This is a genomic window from Youxingia wuxianensis, assembly GCF_014385085.1.
In the GTDB taxonomy this organism is placed as follows: domain Bacteria; phylum Bacillota; class Clostridia; order Oscillospirales; family Ruminococcaceae; genus Youxingia; species Youxingia wuxianensis.
Map to the genome: position 1 here is coordinate 56,387 of NZ_JACRTD010000002.1, position 17,155 is coordinate 73,541.

The 17,155-nt window shown below is 47.7% G+C and carries 16 protein-coding genes; 15 read left to right on the forward strand and 1 reads right to left on the reverse strand.

The window, feature by feature from the left end:
- The first annotated feature begins 22 nt into the window (after positions 1-22).
- The 4 genes from H8705_RS02560 to H8705_RS02575 are packed head-to-tail and all read left to right on the forward strand — an operon-like array spanning position 23 to position 2,922.
- Positions 23-922: a DUF2156 domain-containing protein gene (locus H8705_RS02560; RefSeq protein ID WP_262394298.1), complete on the forward strand. Its 900-nt coding sequence runs from the start codon at positions 23-25 to the stop codon at positions 920-922.
- Entirely contained in the window at positions 919-1,782 is an 864-nt protein-coding gene (locus H8705_RS02565) for a GNAT family N-acetyltransferase (protein ID WP_262394299.1), read from the forward strand. The genes H8705_RS02560 and H8705_RS02565 overlap by 4 nt, the downstream gene beginning before the upstream one ends.
- A gap of 16 nt (positions 1,783-1,798) precedes the next feature.
- A complete protein-coding gene (locus tag H8705_RS02570) occupies positions 1,799-2,341 on the forward strand; it encodes a DJ-1 family glyoxalase III (RefSeq protein ID WP_262394300.1) in 543 nt (180 codons plus the stop codon).
- Positions 2,329-2,922 (forward strand): 5-formyltetrahydrofolate cyclo-ligase, encoded by a 594-nt coding sequence (locus H8705_RS02575; RefSeq protein ID WP_262394301.1) that lies wholly within the window; start codon positions 2,329-2,331, stop codon positions 2,920-2,922. Before H8705_RS02570 ends, H8705_RS02575 begins: the two co-directional genes overlap by 13 nt.
- Positions 2,923-2,986: 64 nt before the next feature.
- On the opposite strand, the gene H8705_RS02580 is transcribed toward H8705_RS02575, so the two are convergent.
- Positions 2,987-3,142 carry a hypothetical protein gene (locus H8705_RS02580; protein ID WP_262394302.1) on the reverse strand — a complete coding sequence of 52 codons (156 nt, stop codon included), beginning with the start codon at positions 3,140-3,142 and terminating at the stop codon, positions 2,987-2,989.
- A 246-nt stretch (positions 3,143-3,388) separates the two neighbouring features.
- On the opposite strand from H8705_RS02580, the gene mltG reads away from it, so the two are divergent.
- The 11 genes from mltG to mraY all read left to right on the forward strand — a co-directional run bounded on the left by mltG (position 3,389) and on the right by mraY (position 17,125).
- Positions 3,389-4,900 carry an endolytic transglycosylase MltG gene (gene mltG, locus H8705_RS02585; protein ID WP_262394303.1) on the forward strand — a complete coding sequence of 504 codons (1,512 nt, stop codon included), beginning with the start codon at positions 3,389-3,391 and terminating at the stop codon, positions 4,898-4,900.
- Between the two features lie 51 nt (positions 4,901-4,951).
- Positions 4,952-6,169 carry a peptidase U32 family protein gene (locus H8705_RS02590; RefSeq protein WP_262394304.1) on the forward strand — a complete coding sequence of 406 codons (1,218 nt, stop codon included), beginning with the start codon at positions 4,952-4,954 and terminating at the stop codon, positions 6,167-6,169.
- A gap of 34 nt (positions 6,170-6,203) precedes the next feature.
- On the forward strand, positions 6,204-6,941 hold the full coding sequence (locus tag H8705_RS02595; protein WP_262394305.1) for a YebC/PmpR family DNA-binding transcriptional regulator: 738 nt from the start codon (positions 6,204-6,206) through the stop codon (positions 6,939-6,941).
- Positions 6,942-7,278: 337 nt separating this feature from the next.
- On the forward strand, positions 7,279-8,607 hold the full coding sequence (locus tag H8705_RS02600) for an MATE family efflux transporter (RefSeq protein ID WP_262394306.1): 1,329 nt from the start codon (positions 7,279-7,281) through the stop codon (positions 8,605-8,607).
- Between the two features lie 297 nt (positions 8,608-8,904).
- Positions 8,905-9,324 carry a division/cell wall cluster transcriptional repressor MraZ gene (gene mraZ / locus H8705_RS02605; protein WP_262394307.1) on the forward strand — a complete coding sequence of 140 codons (420 nt, stop codon included), beginning with the start codon at positions 8,905-8,907 and terminating at the stop codon, positions 9,322-9,324.
- Between the two features lie 13 nt (positions 9,325-9,337).
- Positions 9,338-10,264, forward strand: coding sequence for a 16S rRNA (cytosine(1402)-N(4))-methyltransferase RsmH (rsmH, locus tag H8705_RS02610; RefSeq protein ID WP_262394308.1), 927 nt, complete (start codon positions 9,338-9,340; stop codon positions 10,262-10,264).
- 32 nt (positions 10,265-10,296) lie between these two features.
- Positions 10,297-10,803, forward strand: a complete 507-nt coding sequence (locus H8705_RS02615) for a hypothetical protein (RefSeq protein WP_262394309.1) — start codon at positions 10,297-10,299, stop codon at positions 10,801-10,803.
- Between the two features lie 184 nt (positions 10,804-10,987).
- Positions 10,988-13,186, forward strand: a complete 2,199-nt coding sequence (locus H8705_RS02620; RefSeq protein ID WP_262394310.1) for a penicillin-binding transpeptidase domain-containing protein — start codon at positions 10,988-10,990, stop codon at positions 13,184-13,186.
- A gap of 34 nt (positions 13,187-13,220) precedes the next feature.
- Positions 13,221-14,672: a UDP-N-acetylmuramoyl-L-alanyl-D-glutamate--2,6-diaminopimelate ligase gene (locus tag H8705_RS02625; protein ID WP_262394311.1), complete on the forward strand. Its 1,452-nt coding sequence runs from the start codon at positions 13,221-13,223 to the stop codon at positions 14,670-14,672.
- Between the two features lie 81 nt (positions 14,673-14,753).
- On the forward strand, positions 14,754-16,124 hold the full coding sequence (locus tag H8705_RS02630) for a UDP-N-acetylmuramoyl-tripeptide--D-alanyl-D-alanine ligase (protein ID WP_262394312.1): 1,371 nt from the start codon (positions 14,754-14,756) through the stop codon (positions 16,122-16,124).
- Positions 16,121-17,125, forward strand: coding sequence for a phospho-N-acetylmuramoyl-pentapeptide-transferase (mraY, locus tag H8705_RS02635; RefSeq protein ID WP_262394313.1), 1,005 nt, complete (start codon positions 16,121-16,123; stop codon positions 17,123-17,125). Before H8705_RS02630 ends, mraY begins: the two co-directional genes overlap by 4 nt.
- The last annotated feature ends 30 nt before the right edge of the window (positions 17,126-17,155 follow it).

The following is a 17,155-nucleotide window of genomic DNA, read 5'->3' on the forward strand; positions in this document are numbered from 1 at the left end:
CCAAAAGGATGGATTATAAAAAATGGTTGATTTTCATCCCATTGAGATGAAAGACAGAGAATGGATCGAACCTTTTTTACAGGCGGCTGATCTTCGGGGAAGCGAATATTCTTTCGCCAATAGTTTTAATTGGCGAAAAGTCCATGATATCCAGGTAGCCCGGCAGGACGGCTTTTATTTTGTCATGGCGGGTAAAGGAAAAAAGAAAAGTTATCTGTATCCTATTGGGCAAGGGGACAAGCTTCAGGCGATTGAAAGTTTGGTTACAGACGCAAGGGAGCGAAAAACACCTTTTTCCATACATGGGATGCTTACAGAACAAACGAGAGAACTGGACAGTCTGTTTCCGGGAAGGTTTGTTTTTTTTGAAACCCGGGATCTTTACGATTATATTTACAGCAGAGAATCCTTAGCTGGTTTGGCGGGGAAAAAATTACATGCCAAACGCAATCATATCAATAAATTTAAAGCACTGAATAATTGGAGCTATGAACCCATCAGCCGAGAGAATATTGAGCAGTGCTGGGAGATGAATCGCCAGTGGTGTATCCAGCAAGGCTGCGGGGAAGATCCGGGACTGCGGGAAGAAGCATGCGCGGTGAGAAGCTGTTTTGAGCATTACTTTTCTCTGGAGATGCAGGGCGGCCTTCTCAAAAGCGATGGCCGGGTGATCGCTTATACCATGGGGAAACCTCTTTGCAGCGATACGTTTATCGTGCATATTGAAAAAGCTTTTGCGGAGATTCAAGGGGCGTACCCAATGATTAACCAGCAGTTTGTCCTTCATGCCTGCGAAGGATTTTCGTATATCAACCGGGAAGAAGATACTGGGAAAGAGGGACTCCGAAAGGCAAAGCTGTCTTACTATCCGTCGATCCTGCTGGAGAAATATACCGCTTCCCTAAAAGGGGGGGCAAAATGATCCGCTTTGGGGACGAAGGGATGCGCCGGGAGCTGGCGGTCCTGTGGCGAGAATGTTTTGGCGACCCGGAAGAATACGCCAACCTGTTTTTTGACAACCATCCCCCAAAAAAGCATACGCTGGTATCTTTGGCTGGGGAGTGTCCGGTGTCCATGCTTTCTTTGCTGCCGGTAACGGCAGGGAAGGCGCAGGGCGGCTATATTTATGCCGTGGCAACAAAACCGGATTTTCGCAGGCGGGGGCTGGCAGGGGAACTGCTGCGGGCGGCGGAAAGACATCTTAAAGAGCAGGGGAAATCCTTTTCAGTCTTGACTCCTTCGATGCCAAGCCTATACAATTATTATGAGAAATACGGGTTTTATCCCCTATTTTCCTTGGGGGAAACTATTGTGCGGCGGGAAAAAATTCCAACCATACAAGATGGGGATATTCGCTCCTTGTCTTCGCGGGAATTTTTTTCTCTGCGAAAGGCCGCCTTTGAAAAAGACCGATTGTTTATCGCCTGGGATGAAAATGAACTTTCTTACCGAAAGAAGGAAATTGCCTTAACCGGCGGGGAAATACTGGGCCTTTGCTGGAACCAGGCGCGGGGAGCGGCGGTATGCTATCCGGGGAAAGAGGAGATATTGATTAAAGAATTGGCTTTGGAGGAGGGACTTGCGCCGATACAGGCGCTGGGACTGTTAAAACGCAGGTACTCAGCGGGGTATTTCCGGCTGCGCCTGCCGTCGGACTATCCGTTTCCCGGTGGGCTTGCGGTAAGCAAAGCAGGATGTATCTGCTGGTATGATAACCAAGTAAAAGAGGTTGTCCTGCGGGACAAAAGATTACAGCCATATATGAACTTGGTGCTTGACTAAAAGGAGGATGACAGATATGATTTACGTGTTTTTGGCCAATGGATGCGAGGAGATCGAGGCGCTGACGCCGGTAGATATCCTTCGCCGGGCAGAGCTTCCGGTAAAAACTGTAGGGGTGGGTTCCCGTCAGATTACAGGTTCCCATGGGATAACTGTTTTGTGCGATATACAGGACAAAGACGCCGATCCGAAAGATTGTGAAATGATCGTATTGCCGGGAGGAATGCCGGGCACCCTAAACCTGGAGCGCTCCCCCATTGTACAGTCGTTTGTTGATTTTGCCCACGCCAACGACAAATGGATCGGCGCAATCTGCGCGGCTCCTTCTATTTTAGGGCATAAAGGGCTATTAAAGGACAGAAAGGCCGTTTGCTTTCCCAGCTTTGAAGACCAGCTGGAAGGTGCGGAAATTCTGGAGGAGTCTGTTGTGAAAGACGGAAAAATAATTACCGCCAAAGGCGTCGGGGTGGCGGTTGAATTTGGACTGAAACTTACCGAGGCGCTCACCTCTCCGGCACGAGCGGCGATATTAAAGGATTCTCTGCAATGCGCAAGATAGATATTCGCCCCCTTAAGCAAAAATTAAGGGGAGAAATCAAAGAATGGCGCAAGTCTTTGCCCGCTGAGAGCAAAGGACAGGCCGACCGGCGAATACTAGACCGGCTGCGAAGCCTTAGAGAGTATGAGGGCTGTGAAACTGTGCTCGCTTATGTTTCCCTGCCTATCGAGGTGGATACGCTAAACTTAATTCAGGCGGCTTGGCAGGATGGGAAAAAAGTAGCGGCCCCCAGGTGCGTGCCGGGAACAAGGGATATGGAATTTTTCCTGATCTCCAGCTTTGAGCAGCTGGAACCGCAGACCTTTGGCGTGATGGAGCCAGTGCCGCATAAATGCAAAAAACTTGTCCAGTTTCATAACAGCATCTGTATTGTACCCGCCTTAGCGTATGACCGGCAGGGATATCGTCTGGGATATGGGGCGGGATATTACGATCGGTTTTTATCTGGATATCCCGGGGAAAAAATTGGGATCGTTTATCAGGAAAATATGCGCCAGCACCTGTGGCATGGGAAATATGATGTACAGGTGGATTTAATTATCACCGAAAAACGCCTGTGGAGTATAAAAAGACAACATTGACAGCAACATGGGGACGCGGCAAAGCCGTGTCCCCATGTAAGCTTGCCAATGTACACCGCTTAGATTACCAAGCGCCACAACCCCAGAACAGGATGATAATAATGAGGATGATCCAGAGCCAGGAGTTATAGCCGCCGAAGCCGCCGCATCCGCAACCATTGTTGTAGTTGTTGTAGCCGCAGCCACATCCGCAGTCATTATTGCACATATTGTTACACATATTGTTTACACCTCGCTGTTGGTTATTTGCTATATACTATGTGAAACCGGGCAATGAGGTTACATCTCTTTTAAAAGAAAATAGTTTATGATTATAAAATCTTTGCGCCTTGTATTTTTTTTATATATGAGGTAAAATATACTTGGTTTTGTGTCCAATAAAATGATTTGGTAAATATTTGAACTTAATATATTCACTGGATAGCCGCGATTTTAGAAAGTTGTTGTCGGAAGAATTGGAGGATACATGAGCAATAGAGATGAATTTGATGATTTAATAAAAAACTTCAAATTAGATGAAATAGATGATTCACAGCTGCAGAAGGAGCAGGTGCGCCGGCCCATGTTCGATTATGAAGGGGACCTGCACAGAGCTTCTCGGCCCCAAGCCAGTAAACAGGAATACACGCCGCCCAGGCAAGCGGCATCTTCTGCGGCACCCGCTGGCGCACAGCGGCCCCGCGCCATGGCCGCGGCCGGCGTGGGAAATGCCCAGATGCACCATGATACAAAGGTGCGGGGGGAAAGAAGAGAAGAGAAAAGATCCTTTCAGGTAAATATTGATGATTCTGAATTTTATGATCTTACGCCGGAGCCTCAGTACAGCTACGGCGGGGGAAACAACGATAATCACGACCGAGATGGAGGAGGCCGCGGCGGTCGCGGCAGCGGGGGCGGCAGTGGACGCTGGGCCAAGGCAATCCTTGTGTTGGTGATCGTACTGGGTGTTTCCATTTTTCTCGCGTTTTTTGCGTTGCAGAGCGCCAGCGATATGTTTGGACTAAACAAACAGGATTCCCAGGTGGAGATAGAGCTGCCGGAAAACCAGTCTATTCCTGAAATTGCGAAACTGTTAAAAGAAAACGGAGTTATCCAGCAGTCGTTCACCTTCCAGGTGTATGCGGGGCTGAAAAATAAAGCGGAAAACCTGGTGCCGGGCACCTATGTGCTCAACTCCAATATGAGTTATGAAGAAATCCTCGCGGCCTTCCGCATCGGGAACACCAAAAAGGTAGAGGTGCAAATTACCTTCTATGAAGGTATGACCCTTAGTGAAATTGCGGACAGGCTGGAAGAAAATAAAGTGGTTTCCAGAGAAGAATTTTTGGATTACTTGGAAAATGGGGATATGGATTTTGGTTATGACTTCCTTTCCCAGATCCCGGACAATGATTTGCGCTATCATAAATATGAAGGCTATATTTTCCCAGATACGTACCTGTTCTATGAAGGGGAAAGCGTTAGCCGGGTAGTACAGAAATTTTTGAAGGCGTTTAACGATCGCGTTACTGACGAGATGTTCGCTGAAATGGAAAAAATGGGTATGACTCTTGATGAAACAATTACCTTAGCCTCTATGATCCAGAAGGAAGCGGGAAATGTGGCGGACATGAGTCCAGTCTCCGGCGTATTCCACAACAGACTGAAGAACCCAGATTCCTTCCCGCAGCTTCAGTCGGATGTTACCATCTTCTATGTAGAGGACGATATCAAGCCATATATTTCCGTTGCGGATCAAGAGATGTATGACGCATACAACACCTATGTCTGCCAGGGACTGCCGGTAGGACCCATCTGCAGTCCAGGCGTGGCGGCGATTGAGGCGGCGTTGAATCCCCAGGAGAGTAATTACTTCTTCTTTGTAACGGATGAGGAAGGAAATTACTACTATGCAGAAACCGCCCAGCAGCATGATATAAATGTGCTGGAGGCGTCCAAAAAAGGAAAAACCCATGGAATCGATACGGTAACCGAATAAAAATTTTGAGGGGGCGTAGTTTTACGCCCCCAAAAAAAGGAGAAAATCAATTTGATTACACCGGAGGTACTGTCCCCGGCGGGGGATATGCAGCGCCTTGCGGCAGCAGTGCAATATGGTGCGGACGCTGTGTACCTGGGGGCGAAAATGTTTGGGATGCGGGCGGCCCCGCAAAATTTCGCCCCGGACGAGCTAAAGCAGGCTGTGGGCCTTTGTCATCAAAAAGGGGTAAAGGTTTATTTGACCTGCAATACGGTGCCTACCAACCAAGAAGCCGACGAGTTGCCGGAATTTTTAAAAATAGCAGGAGATTGCGGTGTAGACGCGATTATCGCGGCGGATGTAGGCGTAATGATGACTGTAAAAAAAGTTTTGCCGGATATCCCGCTGCATATTTCCACCCAAGCTGGGGTTATGAACTATTTGACGGCGACGGAGCTCTATCATATGGGCGCGGCGCGCGTAGTGCTGGCAAGGGAGTTGTCGCTGGATGAGATAAAATATCTGCGGGAGCACACTCCGCCACAGCTTGAGATAGAAACTTTTGTCCATGGGGCGATGTGCATGTCCGTATCCGGGAGATGCTTGCTGAGTAACTATATGGTTCAGCGGGACGCCAACCGGGGAGAATGTGCCCAGCCTTGCCGCTGGGGATACTTTCTTATGGAGGAGAAACGTCCGGGACAGTATTTTCCAGTGTTTGAGGATGAAAAGGGCAGTTATATTCTAAATGCGAAAGATTTGTGTATGATCGAGCACATTGATAAATTGGTGAACGCCGGGGTTACTTCCCTTAAGATTGAGGGCAGGGCAAAATCGGAATATTATGTTGCGGCAATAACCAACGCTTACCGCAATGCGGTGGATGAATATCTGCATTCGCCCCAAGAGTTTCATCTTTCGGAGTGGATTGTGCAGGAAACTAGAAAAGTAAGCCATCGGGAATATTCTACCGGTTTTTATTTCGGTAAGCCGGGCCAATATTATCAAAATGCCGGTTATGTGCGCAGCTGGGATATCATTGCGGTAGTAGACGATTATAAAGACGGCTTTTTAGAGGTTATTGAGCGTAACCGGTTTTTTAAAGGAGATATGGCGGAAGTAATGCTTCCAAAAGGGAAGCCGGTTCCTATTAAAATACAGCGTATTATCGACCCTGAAGAAGGCGAAGTGGAAACGGCCTGCCATCCGATGAAGCGGTATCTGATCCCCTACGATCACCCTTTGCCTAAAGGGGCGATGATCCGAATGGAAAGGGAATCTTTATAAAATAATAAAATTGAGTATAGAGCGAGGTATTAGTATGTCTGGACATTCCAAATGGGCCAATATCAAACGTAAAAAAGAAAAAACCGACGGTCAGCGAGCTAAGATTTTTACCAAAATCGGCCGCGAAATTTCTGTTGCCGTCCGGGAGGGCGGGGCGGATCCCAACAGCAACAGCAAACTGCGGGATTTGATCGCTAAAGCGAAAGCGAACAACGTACCCAACGATAATATCGACCGGATTATCAAAAAAGCCGGGGATAGCGATAAGGACAACTATGAGGAGATTACATACGAAGGCTATGGCCCCAGCGGGGTAGCTGTCATCGTAGAAACTCTCACCGACAACCGCAACCGTACCGCGGGAGATCTGCGCCATTATTTTGATAAATTTGGCGGAAATCTGGGGCAAACCGGCAGCGTGTCTTTTATGTTCTCCCAGAAAGGGATTATCGTTATCGAAAACGATGGTTCTTTAGATGAGGAAAAGGTGATGGACGACTGCTTCGATGCAGGGGCGGCGGACTTTAATTTTGAGGAAGATGTGGTGGAGGTGTACACCGAGCCGACTGACCTGCGTACAGTAAGCGATGCGCTGCGGGGCAAAGGCTATGACTTTGTGTCCAGCGAGGTGGAATACGTACCTTCGACTATGACCAAAATAGAGGATCCAGAGCTGGCGGAAAAAATGCAGAAACTGATCGATATATTGGAAGACAACGACGACGTACAGGAGATTTACCATAACTGGGACGCTCCTGAAGACGAGGAATAACTATTTAAAGGTATCTCACCGGGCAATTTTTGCCCGGTGAGATTTTTTTCGGCCGCGCCGCGCAAACCTTTGGTTTGCGTCCGCCTTAGGCGGCAAGCGCTTGGCGCTTGGCGGCGCGGCCTTCCCCCGTGACACGGAAGACCTCCTGCGGATTTTGGGGCTTTCATCGAGGGCCGCTTTTTAATATTGACTAAAATAGGAGATGTTATTTGGCATTTTCGACAGTTCCTTTCGTACACTGGTTGACATTGAGGCCGCAAAAAGAGTATAATTCATGTAACTAGTTACATTAACCGCTTACATAAATAAGGGGCATTGGTTTGAGGAAACGTGAGGGATGACATTGTTTAGCAAAAAGGACCTGTTTAAATTGATATTGCCCCTGGTGGTAGAACAGGTGCTCATGGGCCTGGTGGGGATTGCGGATGCACTGATGGTTTCTTCGGTAGGCGAGGTAGCGATGTCCGGGGTTTCTTTGGTAGACAGCTTGAATTTATTAGTTTTAGGACTGTTTTCCTCCTTGGCCACCGGTGGTTCCATTGTGACCTCTCAATACTTGGGGAAGAAGGATGACCAGAACGCGAACACGGCAGGAAAGCATCTCATCGTAGTAATGATTTTATTTTCTCTTGCCATCGGCGTGTTCGCTTTGGCGGCCAATGGCTGGATTTTAAACGGATTATATGGTGCGGCGGAGGATACCGTTATCAATCAAGCGCGGATTTATTTTTATACCGCTGCTGCATCTTACCCTTTTATCGGTATATTCGATAGCTATTCGGCATTGTTCCGTGCTATGGGAGACAGTAAAACTCCTATGATTTCCACTTTATTGATGAATATAATCAACGTGGGCCTCAACGCTTTGTTCATTTACGGTTTCCAGTGGGGAATTTTTGGCGCGGGACTAGCTTCGTTGATCGCCCGGATGTTCAGCGCTATTATGCTGGTAATTTTACTGCGCCGTCCTAAGGGCAGGATTTGGGTTAACTCTTTGAAAACCTCTTATCATCTATGGATGGTAAAGAACATCCTGCGTATCGCTGTTCCGACAGGACTGGAGAATAGTGTTTTTCATGTGGGAAAATTGCTGGTGCAAAGGATCGTCACTTCTTTTGGCACAGCCGCTATCGCCGCCAACGCGGTGGTGCTGACCATATCGGAGTTTTCGCATATGGCGCCGTACGCTATTGGGCTTGCTATGATCACGGTAGTCGGCCAGTGTGTGGGCGCCGGAGATTTTGAACAGGCCAAACGCTATATGATAAAGCTAAACAATCTGGCGTACATAGTGACTGGAGTAATCTGCGTGCTGTCGTGGGTACTGGCGGATGGCATCACCTGGATGTACCACCTGACGCCTCAAACGGCAGAGATTGCCAAACAGATTATTATTTACCATGCGATTACCTGTATCTTCTTGTGGCCATCGTCCTTCACCCTGCCCATGGGGTTGCAGGCGGCCAACGACGTAAAGTTTACCATGATCCACTCCATTCTATCTATGTGGGTGTTCCGGGTAGGGTTAAGTTATTTGATCAGCATGTGGTTTGACGTGGGAGTATTAGGAGTATGGATAGCGATGAGCGCCGATTGGCTGTACCGGGCGGTAGTGTACATATGGCGGCTGATGAGCGGCCGCTGGAAGAACCGCCAGTTCATATAAAAATAAAGAGCGTCCCGTGCGGGACGCTCTTTATTCATTTGGATGCCTGTTCAAAAAGATTGCCGGTACCATCATGATTTTCAAACTGGAGAAATCTTGTCTGCCCCGGTCCGGCCCCTGTTCTAATAACAGATTTTCCTTGCAAAAACCATCGAACTTTGCGGTGGTTTTTTTTTATTTCCCATAATTAGGTATTGCAATTTTTTTATCATAAATGTATAATAAAAGAAATTGAGTGGTGAAAAGTGGGTTAAAGTGGTTATCTTTTCACATTCTGTGGGGAAGCGAGGTGATAAAATGCTCACAGGTCAATACTTTCACAACCTGGACGCCAAAGGGCGGGTAAACTTCCCGGCAAAACTTCGGGAAGAGCTCGGAGAGCGTTTTATCATCACCAGAGGACTGGATAACTGCCTGTTTGTCTACTCCCTAAAGGAGTGGGAACTGCTTGCGGATAAAATGCAATTACTGCCTATTGCAAAATCTGCGCCACTCAAGCGTTTTTTCTTTGCCGGAGCCGCGGAAGTAGAGCCGGACAAGCAGGGAAGAGTAGTTTTGCCTGCTCACCTGCGGGAATACGCCGGACTGGATAAGGACGTTACTATCGCAGGCGTCGCCAACCGAGCGGAGATTTGGAACCCACAGCGCTGGGAGGAAAACAACGCAGCCCTTACCTCCGATGCCATTGCTTTGGCGATGGACGAGCTAGGCTTCTAGCGGGGGCGGAAAAATGGAATTTCATCATTATTCCGTTATGCTTTCGGAGTGTATCCAGGGCCTGCATATCCGTTCCGATGGAATTTATGTGGATGGTACGGCAGGCGGCGGGGGACACTCCCAAGAAATTGCCAAACGGCTGACGTCAGGGCAGTTAATTGCTATCGACAAGGATCCTGACGCAGTTTATACAGCGACATCCCGGCTTGCGCCCTTCCCTCAGGCGCAGGTAGTTCAAAGCGATTTTTCTCAACTGGGTTCGGTATTGGGCCAGCTGGGCCTCTCCAAGGTGGATGGTATCCTTCTTGATTTAGGGGTATCCTCCTTCCAGCTGGACGCCGCCGAACGAGGGTTTTCCTATATGCACGACGCGCCTTTAGATATGCGCATGAGCAAAGCGGGCAAAAGTGCATGGGATGTGGTCAATGGGTATGAATATGAGGATTTGGTACGAATTTTTAGAGAATATGGGGAAGAGAAATTTTCTCCTCAAATAGCGAAAAATATTCTTCGGCAGCGGCAGCAGGCTCCTGTGGAAACTACCGGAGAATTGGTAGAGATTATTGAACATTCTATGCCGGCAAAAGTACGCCGTCAGGGCGGACATCCGGCTAAGCGGGTATTTCAGGCGATCCGTATCGAGGTAAACGGCGAGTTGGAAAGCTTGTCGCTTTTTTTAGAGGAAGCCTTCGATTTTTTGAATCCTCATGGGAGAATGGTAATCCTTACTTTCCACTCCCTGGAGGACCGGATGGTAAAACAGCGATTTGCCGCGCTGTGTCAGGGCTGTACTTGTCCGCCCGAATTTCCGGTATGCGTGTGCGGCAACAAACCAAAAGGCGTACTTATTAACCGTAAGCCAATCGGAGCCAGCGAGCAGGAATTGGAACAGAACAGCCGCAGTAAAAGCGCAAAGCTGCGAATTATTGAAAAACTGTAAGACGTATAACAATGATGGAGAGAGGAAAAGGCATGGAACAAAAAGTGCTGCATGGGATGGGAAGCGTGGCCTATGATTTGGATCATTTTGCCGTGAAAACCAAACTGAAAGTAAAAAAGCCCACATTAGTGCCCTTGCCGGCTCAAACCGCTCGCAGGAAATTTCAATGGGCCGCGGCGCTGAAAATTACAGCGGCTCTGGCGGTGGTGATTGCCATTGTGGCGGTGATGCTTTATAACCGTGCGATGCTTACCGAGTTGACGGTAAAAATTAATTCCGCCAACAAGGAACTGGCTGAAATGCAAAGTGAAAATACCCGTCTTCAGGCGGAATTGGAATCTAAAATTTCCCTGCGCAATGTGGAAGATTATGCCACACAGACCTTAGGGCTTGCCAAAATGGACAAATATCAGATAGAATATATAGATCTGAACGAAGGAGACAAGATTGAATTAACCCCCCAGTCTCCTAAGCTGACGTTGATCGACCGGATTAAATTGGCGATCAACAATGCGAAGGAATACATGGACAAAGAATAAAATAGAATATTAGTGGCATGAAAAGCAAGAAGAATAGAAGGGATTATTATGCCCGAGATCCTTCTTGCTTTGATCACTTTTTGGGATAAAATCGACAAGATTTTGCAAAGTTTACAATTTAAGGGATCGGTGTATAAACATGGCAAATATGGGAAAAGCTCCTACATATAGAATGAAATCAAGGATGATTATCGTACTGATCTGTATGATCGCCATAGGTTTTGGCATTGTACTGCTCAACCTTTTCCGCCTGCAGGTAATAGACGGGGATAAGTGGCAAAGTTATGCGTTAAGCCAGCAGTTGCGCAGTAGCAAGATCAGTGCAAACCGAGGTACAATCTATGACGCCAACGGAAAAATTTTGGCGAAAAGCGCCAGCGTATGGTCGGTGATTGTAGCGCCCGCAGAGGTGAAAACACAAACTCAGGAAAACGCTATCGCCGACGGACTGTCCAAAATTCTGGAGATAGACGGAGCAAAAATTTTAAAAAAGCTCCAGAACAAGGAAAGTTATCATGAGATTATCAAAACCAAGATAGAGCAGCCGGTAGCGGATGAAATTTACGCATTTATCGCAGAAAATGACGTGCCGGGGATTCATCTGGTGGAAGATACCAAGCGATATTATCCCTACGGAAATTTTGCCGCCAATGTATTGGGCTTTACCGACTATGACAACAAGGGCGCTTACGGCCTGGAATCCTACTATGAGAAGGTGTTGGGCGGCGTACCCGGGCGGGTGGTTTCTTTAAAAAACGCTGCGGGCACCACTATGCCCTTACAATATGAACAGACCTATGACGCACAAGATGGCAATTCCATTGTGCTCACTATTGATGAAACAGTGCAGCACTTCTTGGAGAAAAACCTGGAAACCGCGGTAGTGGAACATAAAGTAAAAAACCGCGCGGTAGGTATTGTAATGGACCCGAACACCGGGGCTATTTTAGCAATGGCCACCAAACCGGATTTTGATCCCAATAACCCGAGAGAGATTTTAGATCCACAAACAAAAGAGGAACTGGAAAAACTTAATACAGCGGAAAATAAAGAAGCTTATGCGGACGCTTTGCAGCAGGCCCAGTATGAAAGCTGGAAAAATAAAGCGATCAGCGATCCGTACGAGCCGGGCTCCGTATTTAAAATTGTCACTGCATCTGCGGGCTTGGAAAGCGGCGTAGTATCGGCCGAGACCCCATTTTACTGTCCCGGATATATTGAGGTAGCGGGAAATGTAATCGACTGCTGGAACCGTAACAAAGGCGGCCATGGGCAGATTAATTTTGAACAAGGGGTTATGGGCTCTTGTAACCCTACGTTTATCACGGTGGGACAGTGGTTGGGAGTGGACCTGTTTTCCGACTATTTCGAAAACTTTGGCTTGACGAAAGCTACTGGCGTAGATCTGCCGGGCGAAGTGGGAAGTATTTACCATCAAAGAAAAGATATGGGAATTTCAGAGCTTTCCTCCAGCGCCTTCGGCCAGACATTTAAAGTCACCCCCCTTCAGATGATTACAGCAGCGAGCGCCGCGGTCAACGGGGGAAAATTAATGCAGCCGTACGTGGTGAAACAAATCCTTGACCCCAATGGGAATGTGGTTTCCACCACAGAACCGGTGGTAAAGCGTCAGGTAATTTCTGAAGAAATCTCCAAGGAAGTTTCTCTGATGTTAGAAAAGGTGGTCAGTGAAGGTTCCGGTAAAAATGCGTACATTCCTGGTTATCGGGTAGGTGGCAAAACGGGAACCAGCGAAAAATTGGACCAGAAGCAAAATGGAGAAGTGCGTTCTCGTATTTCTTCCTTTTTAGGATTTGCTCCGGCGGATAACCCCCAGGTGGTGGTGCTGGTAGTACTGGATGAGCCGGATCTTGCCAATGCCTACGGTTCTGTCGTTGCCGCGCCGGTAGTAGGATCGATTTTAAATGATGTACTGCCTTACTTAGGAATTGAACCTCAATATACGGCAGAAGAATTAGAAAAAGTAGATATTTCCACTCCTTATGTCATTGATTATCTTATCCATGATGCGGAAGCCAGCATCCGTATCGCGGGCCTGAAATCCCGTGTAATCGGAAATGGTACGACGGTTATCCGCCAGACGCCGGGCGCGGGAGAACCTACCCCGAGAGATGGTACGGTAATTTTGTATACAGAGGAAGAAACACAACAGGATTTGATTGTTGTTCCAGATGTTATTGGAATGGCAGGACAAGAGGCAAACCGTACAATTGTAAATGCGGGGCTGAATATCAGTATATCCGGCACCGGTATTGAAGGAAGCGGAAATGTGGCTGTTAATCAGACGCCGGCGGCTGGCACCCAGGTAGAACTGGGTACGGTAGTCACCGTTGAATTCAAAAATACAGAATCGGTCGGATAATAACTGATCGCACCGACAGCAAGGGGGAAAACCGATGCTTTTAAACCAACTGATGAGTGGGTTGGATTATACAACTTCGCTCAAGGACTGTGAAATAGAAGGCGTTACTGCAGACTCCCGTCAAATTGAAAAAGGTATGTTATTCGTATGTATCAAAGGCGGACGTTTTGACGGTCACGACCATGCTGCCGCAGCGCTGCAGGAAGGCGCCTGCGCAGTGGTGTGCGACCATGATCTGGGGCTTCGCAGCCAGATACTGGTAAAAGATACCCGGTATGCCTATGGGATTATCTGTGGAAATCTATATGGCAATCCTGCAAGGAACCTGAAGATGATCGGCATTACTGGGACCAATGGAAAAACAACGATTACTTGTATGGTGAAGCACATTCTTGAGATGGCAGGCAAAAAGGTGGGACTGATCGGTACTATTCACAATGAGATTGACGATATCACCTTGCCGGCCAAACACACCACTCCCGATCCTTTGCAGCTGCATAGTATGCTCGCCCGTATGGTACAGGCAGGATGTGAATATGTGGTAATGGAATGTTCTTCTCATGCTTTGGATCAGCAGCGGCTGGCTGGACTTTGGTATCAGGTGGCGGTATTTACTAATTTGACTCAGGATCATCTGGATTATCACCACGATATGGAAAGCTATTATCACGCTAAAAAGCGGCTGTTTACCATGTGCGACAAGGCGGTGATCAATATTGACGACGCCTACGGCGAGCGGCTGGCGGACGAAGTATACTGTGAAAAATATACCTTTTCCATTGAAAACGACAGCGCGGATTTTACCGCCAAAGATATTCGTTCCCATGCGGATAACAGCCGGTTTATGATGGTGGGAAAAGGGCAGATTGCCCGAGTGAAACTTCCCATCCCAGGAGATTTTTCTGTTTCTAACGCTATGGCGGCGGGAGTCGCTTGCTTGGCCACGGGGCTGGATATCGAAAAAGTAGCCCAGGGGCTCACCACCTGTACCGGGGTTACCGGCCGAATCGAAGTTTTGCCGACCAATACGAATTTTACGGTAATCCGGGATTACGCTCATTCGCCGGACGGACTGGAAAAGATAATTACCACTATGAAAAAATTTGCTAAAAACAGGGTGATCACCCTGTTCGGCTGCGCAGGAAACCGGGACCGGGGAAAACGAAAAATCATGGCGGATATTGTGGCCTCCCTTTCGGATATGGTAATCCTTACCTCTGATAATCCCAGAAGCGAGGATCCGCTTCAGATTATTGAGGACGCTATGCCGGGGATCAATGCCCATCCCGATACCCCCTGTCAGGTGATTCCCGATCGGTATGAGGCGATTGAATGGGCTTTAAGTCACGCCCAGGAAGGGGATATCCTGATCCTGGCGGGAAAAGGGCATGAGGATTATCAAGTGTTGGATTTCGGAACGATTTATTTTGATGAGAAAAAAGTAGTGGAAGACATTCTTGCCCGCAAAGAAAATAAATCAGGCTGATCCAATGAAAAAGTATCACAAAGCGAGGGCAGATAATGCTGTCCCCGCTTTGTCTCAAGTTTAAGTGGCAGGAGGCGGAGTATGCAGGCTCTGACAATAAAGGAGATCGCAGAGGCAATCGGATGCGGCGGCAGCCCGGCACAAGGAACAATTACACAAATATCCACCGATTCACGGCAGATACCGAAAGACTGTTTGTTCGTGGCGTTGGAAGGGGAGCGGTTTGACGGGCACGATTATATCGCCTGTGCTCTGGAAAAGGGGGCCGCGTATGCTGTCGCTCACAAAAAAGGAAACTACGACTCACAACGAGTACTATATGTAAAGAATACCCAGGAGGCCCTTTTAGACATTGGAGGGCTGTACCGGAGCAAATTTCAGATCCGATGTGTGGGGATTACAGGCAGCGTGGGAAAAACCACCACCAAAGATATGATTGCACAGGTAGTTTCTGCCGAATATCATACTCTGAAAACCCAAGGAAATTTAAATAATGAAATAGGTCTGCCTAAAACTTTGTTTGAATTGGATAACAGCTATGAAGCGGCGGTAATTGAAATGGGAATGAGCGGTTTTGGTGAAATCCGCCGGCTTGCTCAGGTGGCACAGCCCCAAATTGGCGTGATTACAAATATTGGGGTATCCCATATCGAGATGCTGGGAAGCAGGGAAAATATCCTGAAAGCGAAACTGGAACTGGCGGAAGTTTTGCCCGACGGCGCGCCGCTGATTTTATGCGGAGACAATGATCTGCTCTCCAAGGTAAAAGACGCCCGGCTGGACGTATGCTTTTATGGCATTGAAAATCCTGCTTGTGATATACGGGCGGAAAATATGATAGAGCGGGATGGCAAAACCACCTTTGAACTTTGCCTTCAAGGTACGCGTATCCCGGTGACCCTTCCCTGCGTAGGGCGGCACAACGTGCTTAATGCTCTGGCGGCCTGCGCTGTAGGGCGTATCTTAAAAATATCGCTTCAAAAATGCGTCCAGGCACTGCAGCGTTATACTCCTTCCGGCATGCGCCAGAAGATTGTAAATTACAAGAGCTATACGGTGGTGGAGGACTGCTACAACGCCAGCCCGGACAGTATGAAAGCGGCGCTTGCCACTTTAGGGAAATATCCCTGTGATGGAAAAAGAATAGCGGTGCTTGGAGACATGCTGGAACTGGGAAAACTTGGCCCCCAGGCTCATTGTGAGATTGGAAAGCTTGTGGCAAAAAATGGTATCGATAGTTTACTTGCATATGGAGAGCAGGCGGGGTATTATATACAAGGTGCTCGGTCTGCAGGACTTTACGACTGCATACACTATGAAGAGAAAGAAAAAATAGCAGACCATCTCCGGGAAATTTTGCAGCCGGGAGATGTAGTATGGATTAAAGGCAGCCGGGGAATGAAAATGGAAGACATTATTCATGGGCTTTATGAGGAGAAACAGGACAAATGAATACAACAGCTATGGTACTTACGGTGCTTGTGGCGTTTGGGATCACTGCCGCTCTTGGAATTGTACTAATTCCTTTTCTGCACCGGTTAAAATTTGGACAGACAATTTTGGATATCGGTCCCTCGTGGCATAAAAAGAAACAGGGAACTCCTACCATGGGAGGAATAATGTTCATCCTGGGTGTTACAATAGCCATAGTGGTAGGGTATCTGACTATGGCATTTATGGATCCGTCTCTGTTTAACGATACGATCAATAATCTCAAACTGTTTTCCGCTGTCGTTATGGCTTTGGCGTATGGTGCGCTGGGATTTCTGGATGACTATATTAAGGTGGTAAAAAAGCAGAATGAGGGATTGACCGCCCGGCAAAAATACTTAATGCAGCTGATTATCAGCGTTTTCTACCTGGTGATGCTGTATATGGCTGGGGACAGCTCTACAGTGGTAATCATTCCTTTTTTGGGTCAGTTGGATATGGGACTGCTGTACTATCCGTTGGCGATAATTATCATTACCGGGTTTGTCAACGCGGTAAACTTGACCGATGGAATCGATGGGCTGGCCTCCTCGGTTACCTTTATTGCCGCTTTAATCTTTATGATTATCGCAGGGGTGCTGAAGTTCCCTCAAAGCGTGCTTCTTTCCTGTGCTTTGGCAGGCGGATGTTTGGGGTTCCTCATTTGGAATTTTTATCCGGCCAAGGTGTTTATGGGGGATACAGGGTCTCTGTTTTTAGGCGGAATAGTAGTAGCGCTGGCATTTAACATCGGATTGCCGCTGCTTCTTTTATTCATCGGGATTGTATATCTTTGCGAGGCATTTTCTGTGATCTTACAAGTGATCAGCTTTAAAACCACCGGCAAGAGGATATTTAAAATGAGTCCGATTCATCATCATTTTGAGATGAGCGGATGGAGTGAAGTGCAGATAGTAATTACCTTTTCCTTCGTTGGATTATTGGGCGGTATTGTCGCCATCTTATCGGTTATGTTTTTATGAGCCGAAAAGCTAAGTTAAATATAAGGGGGT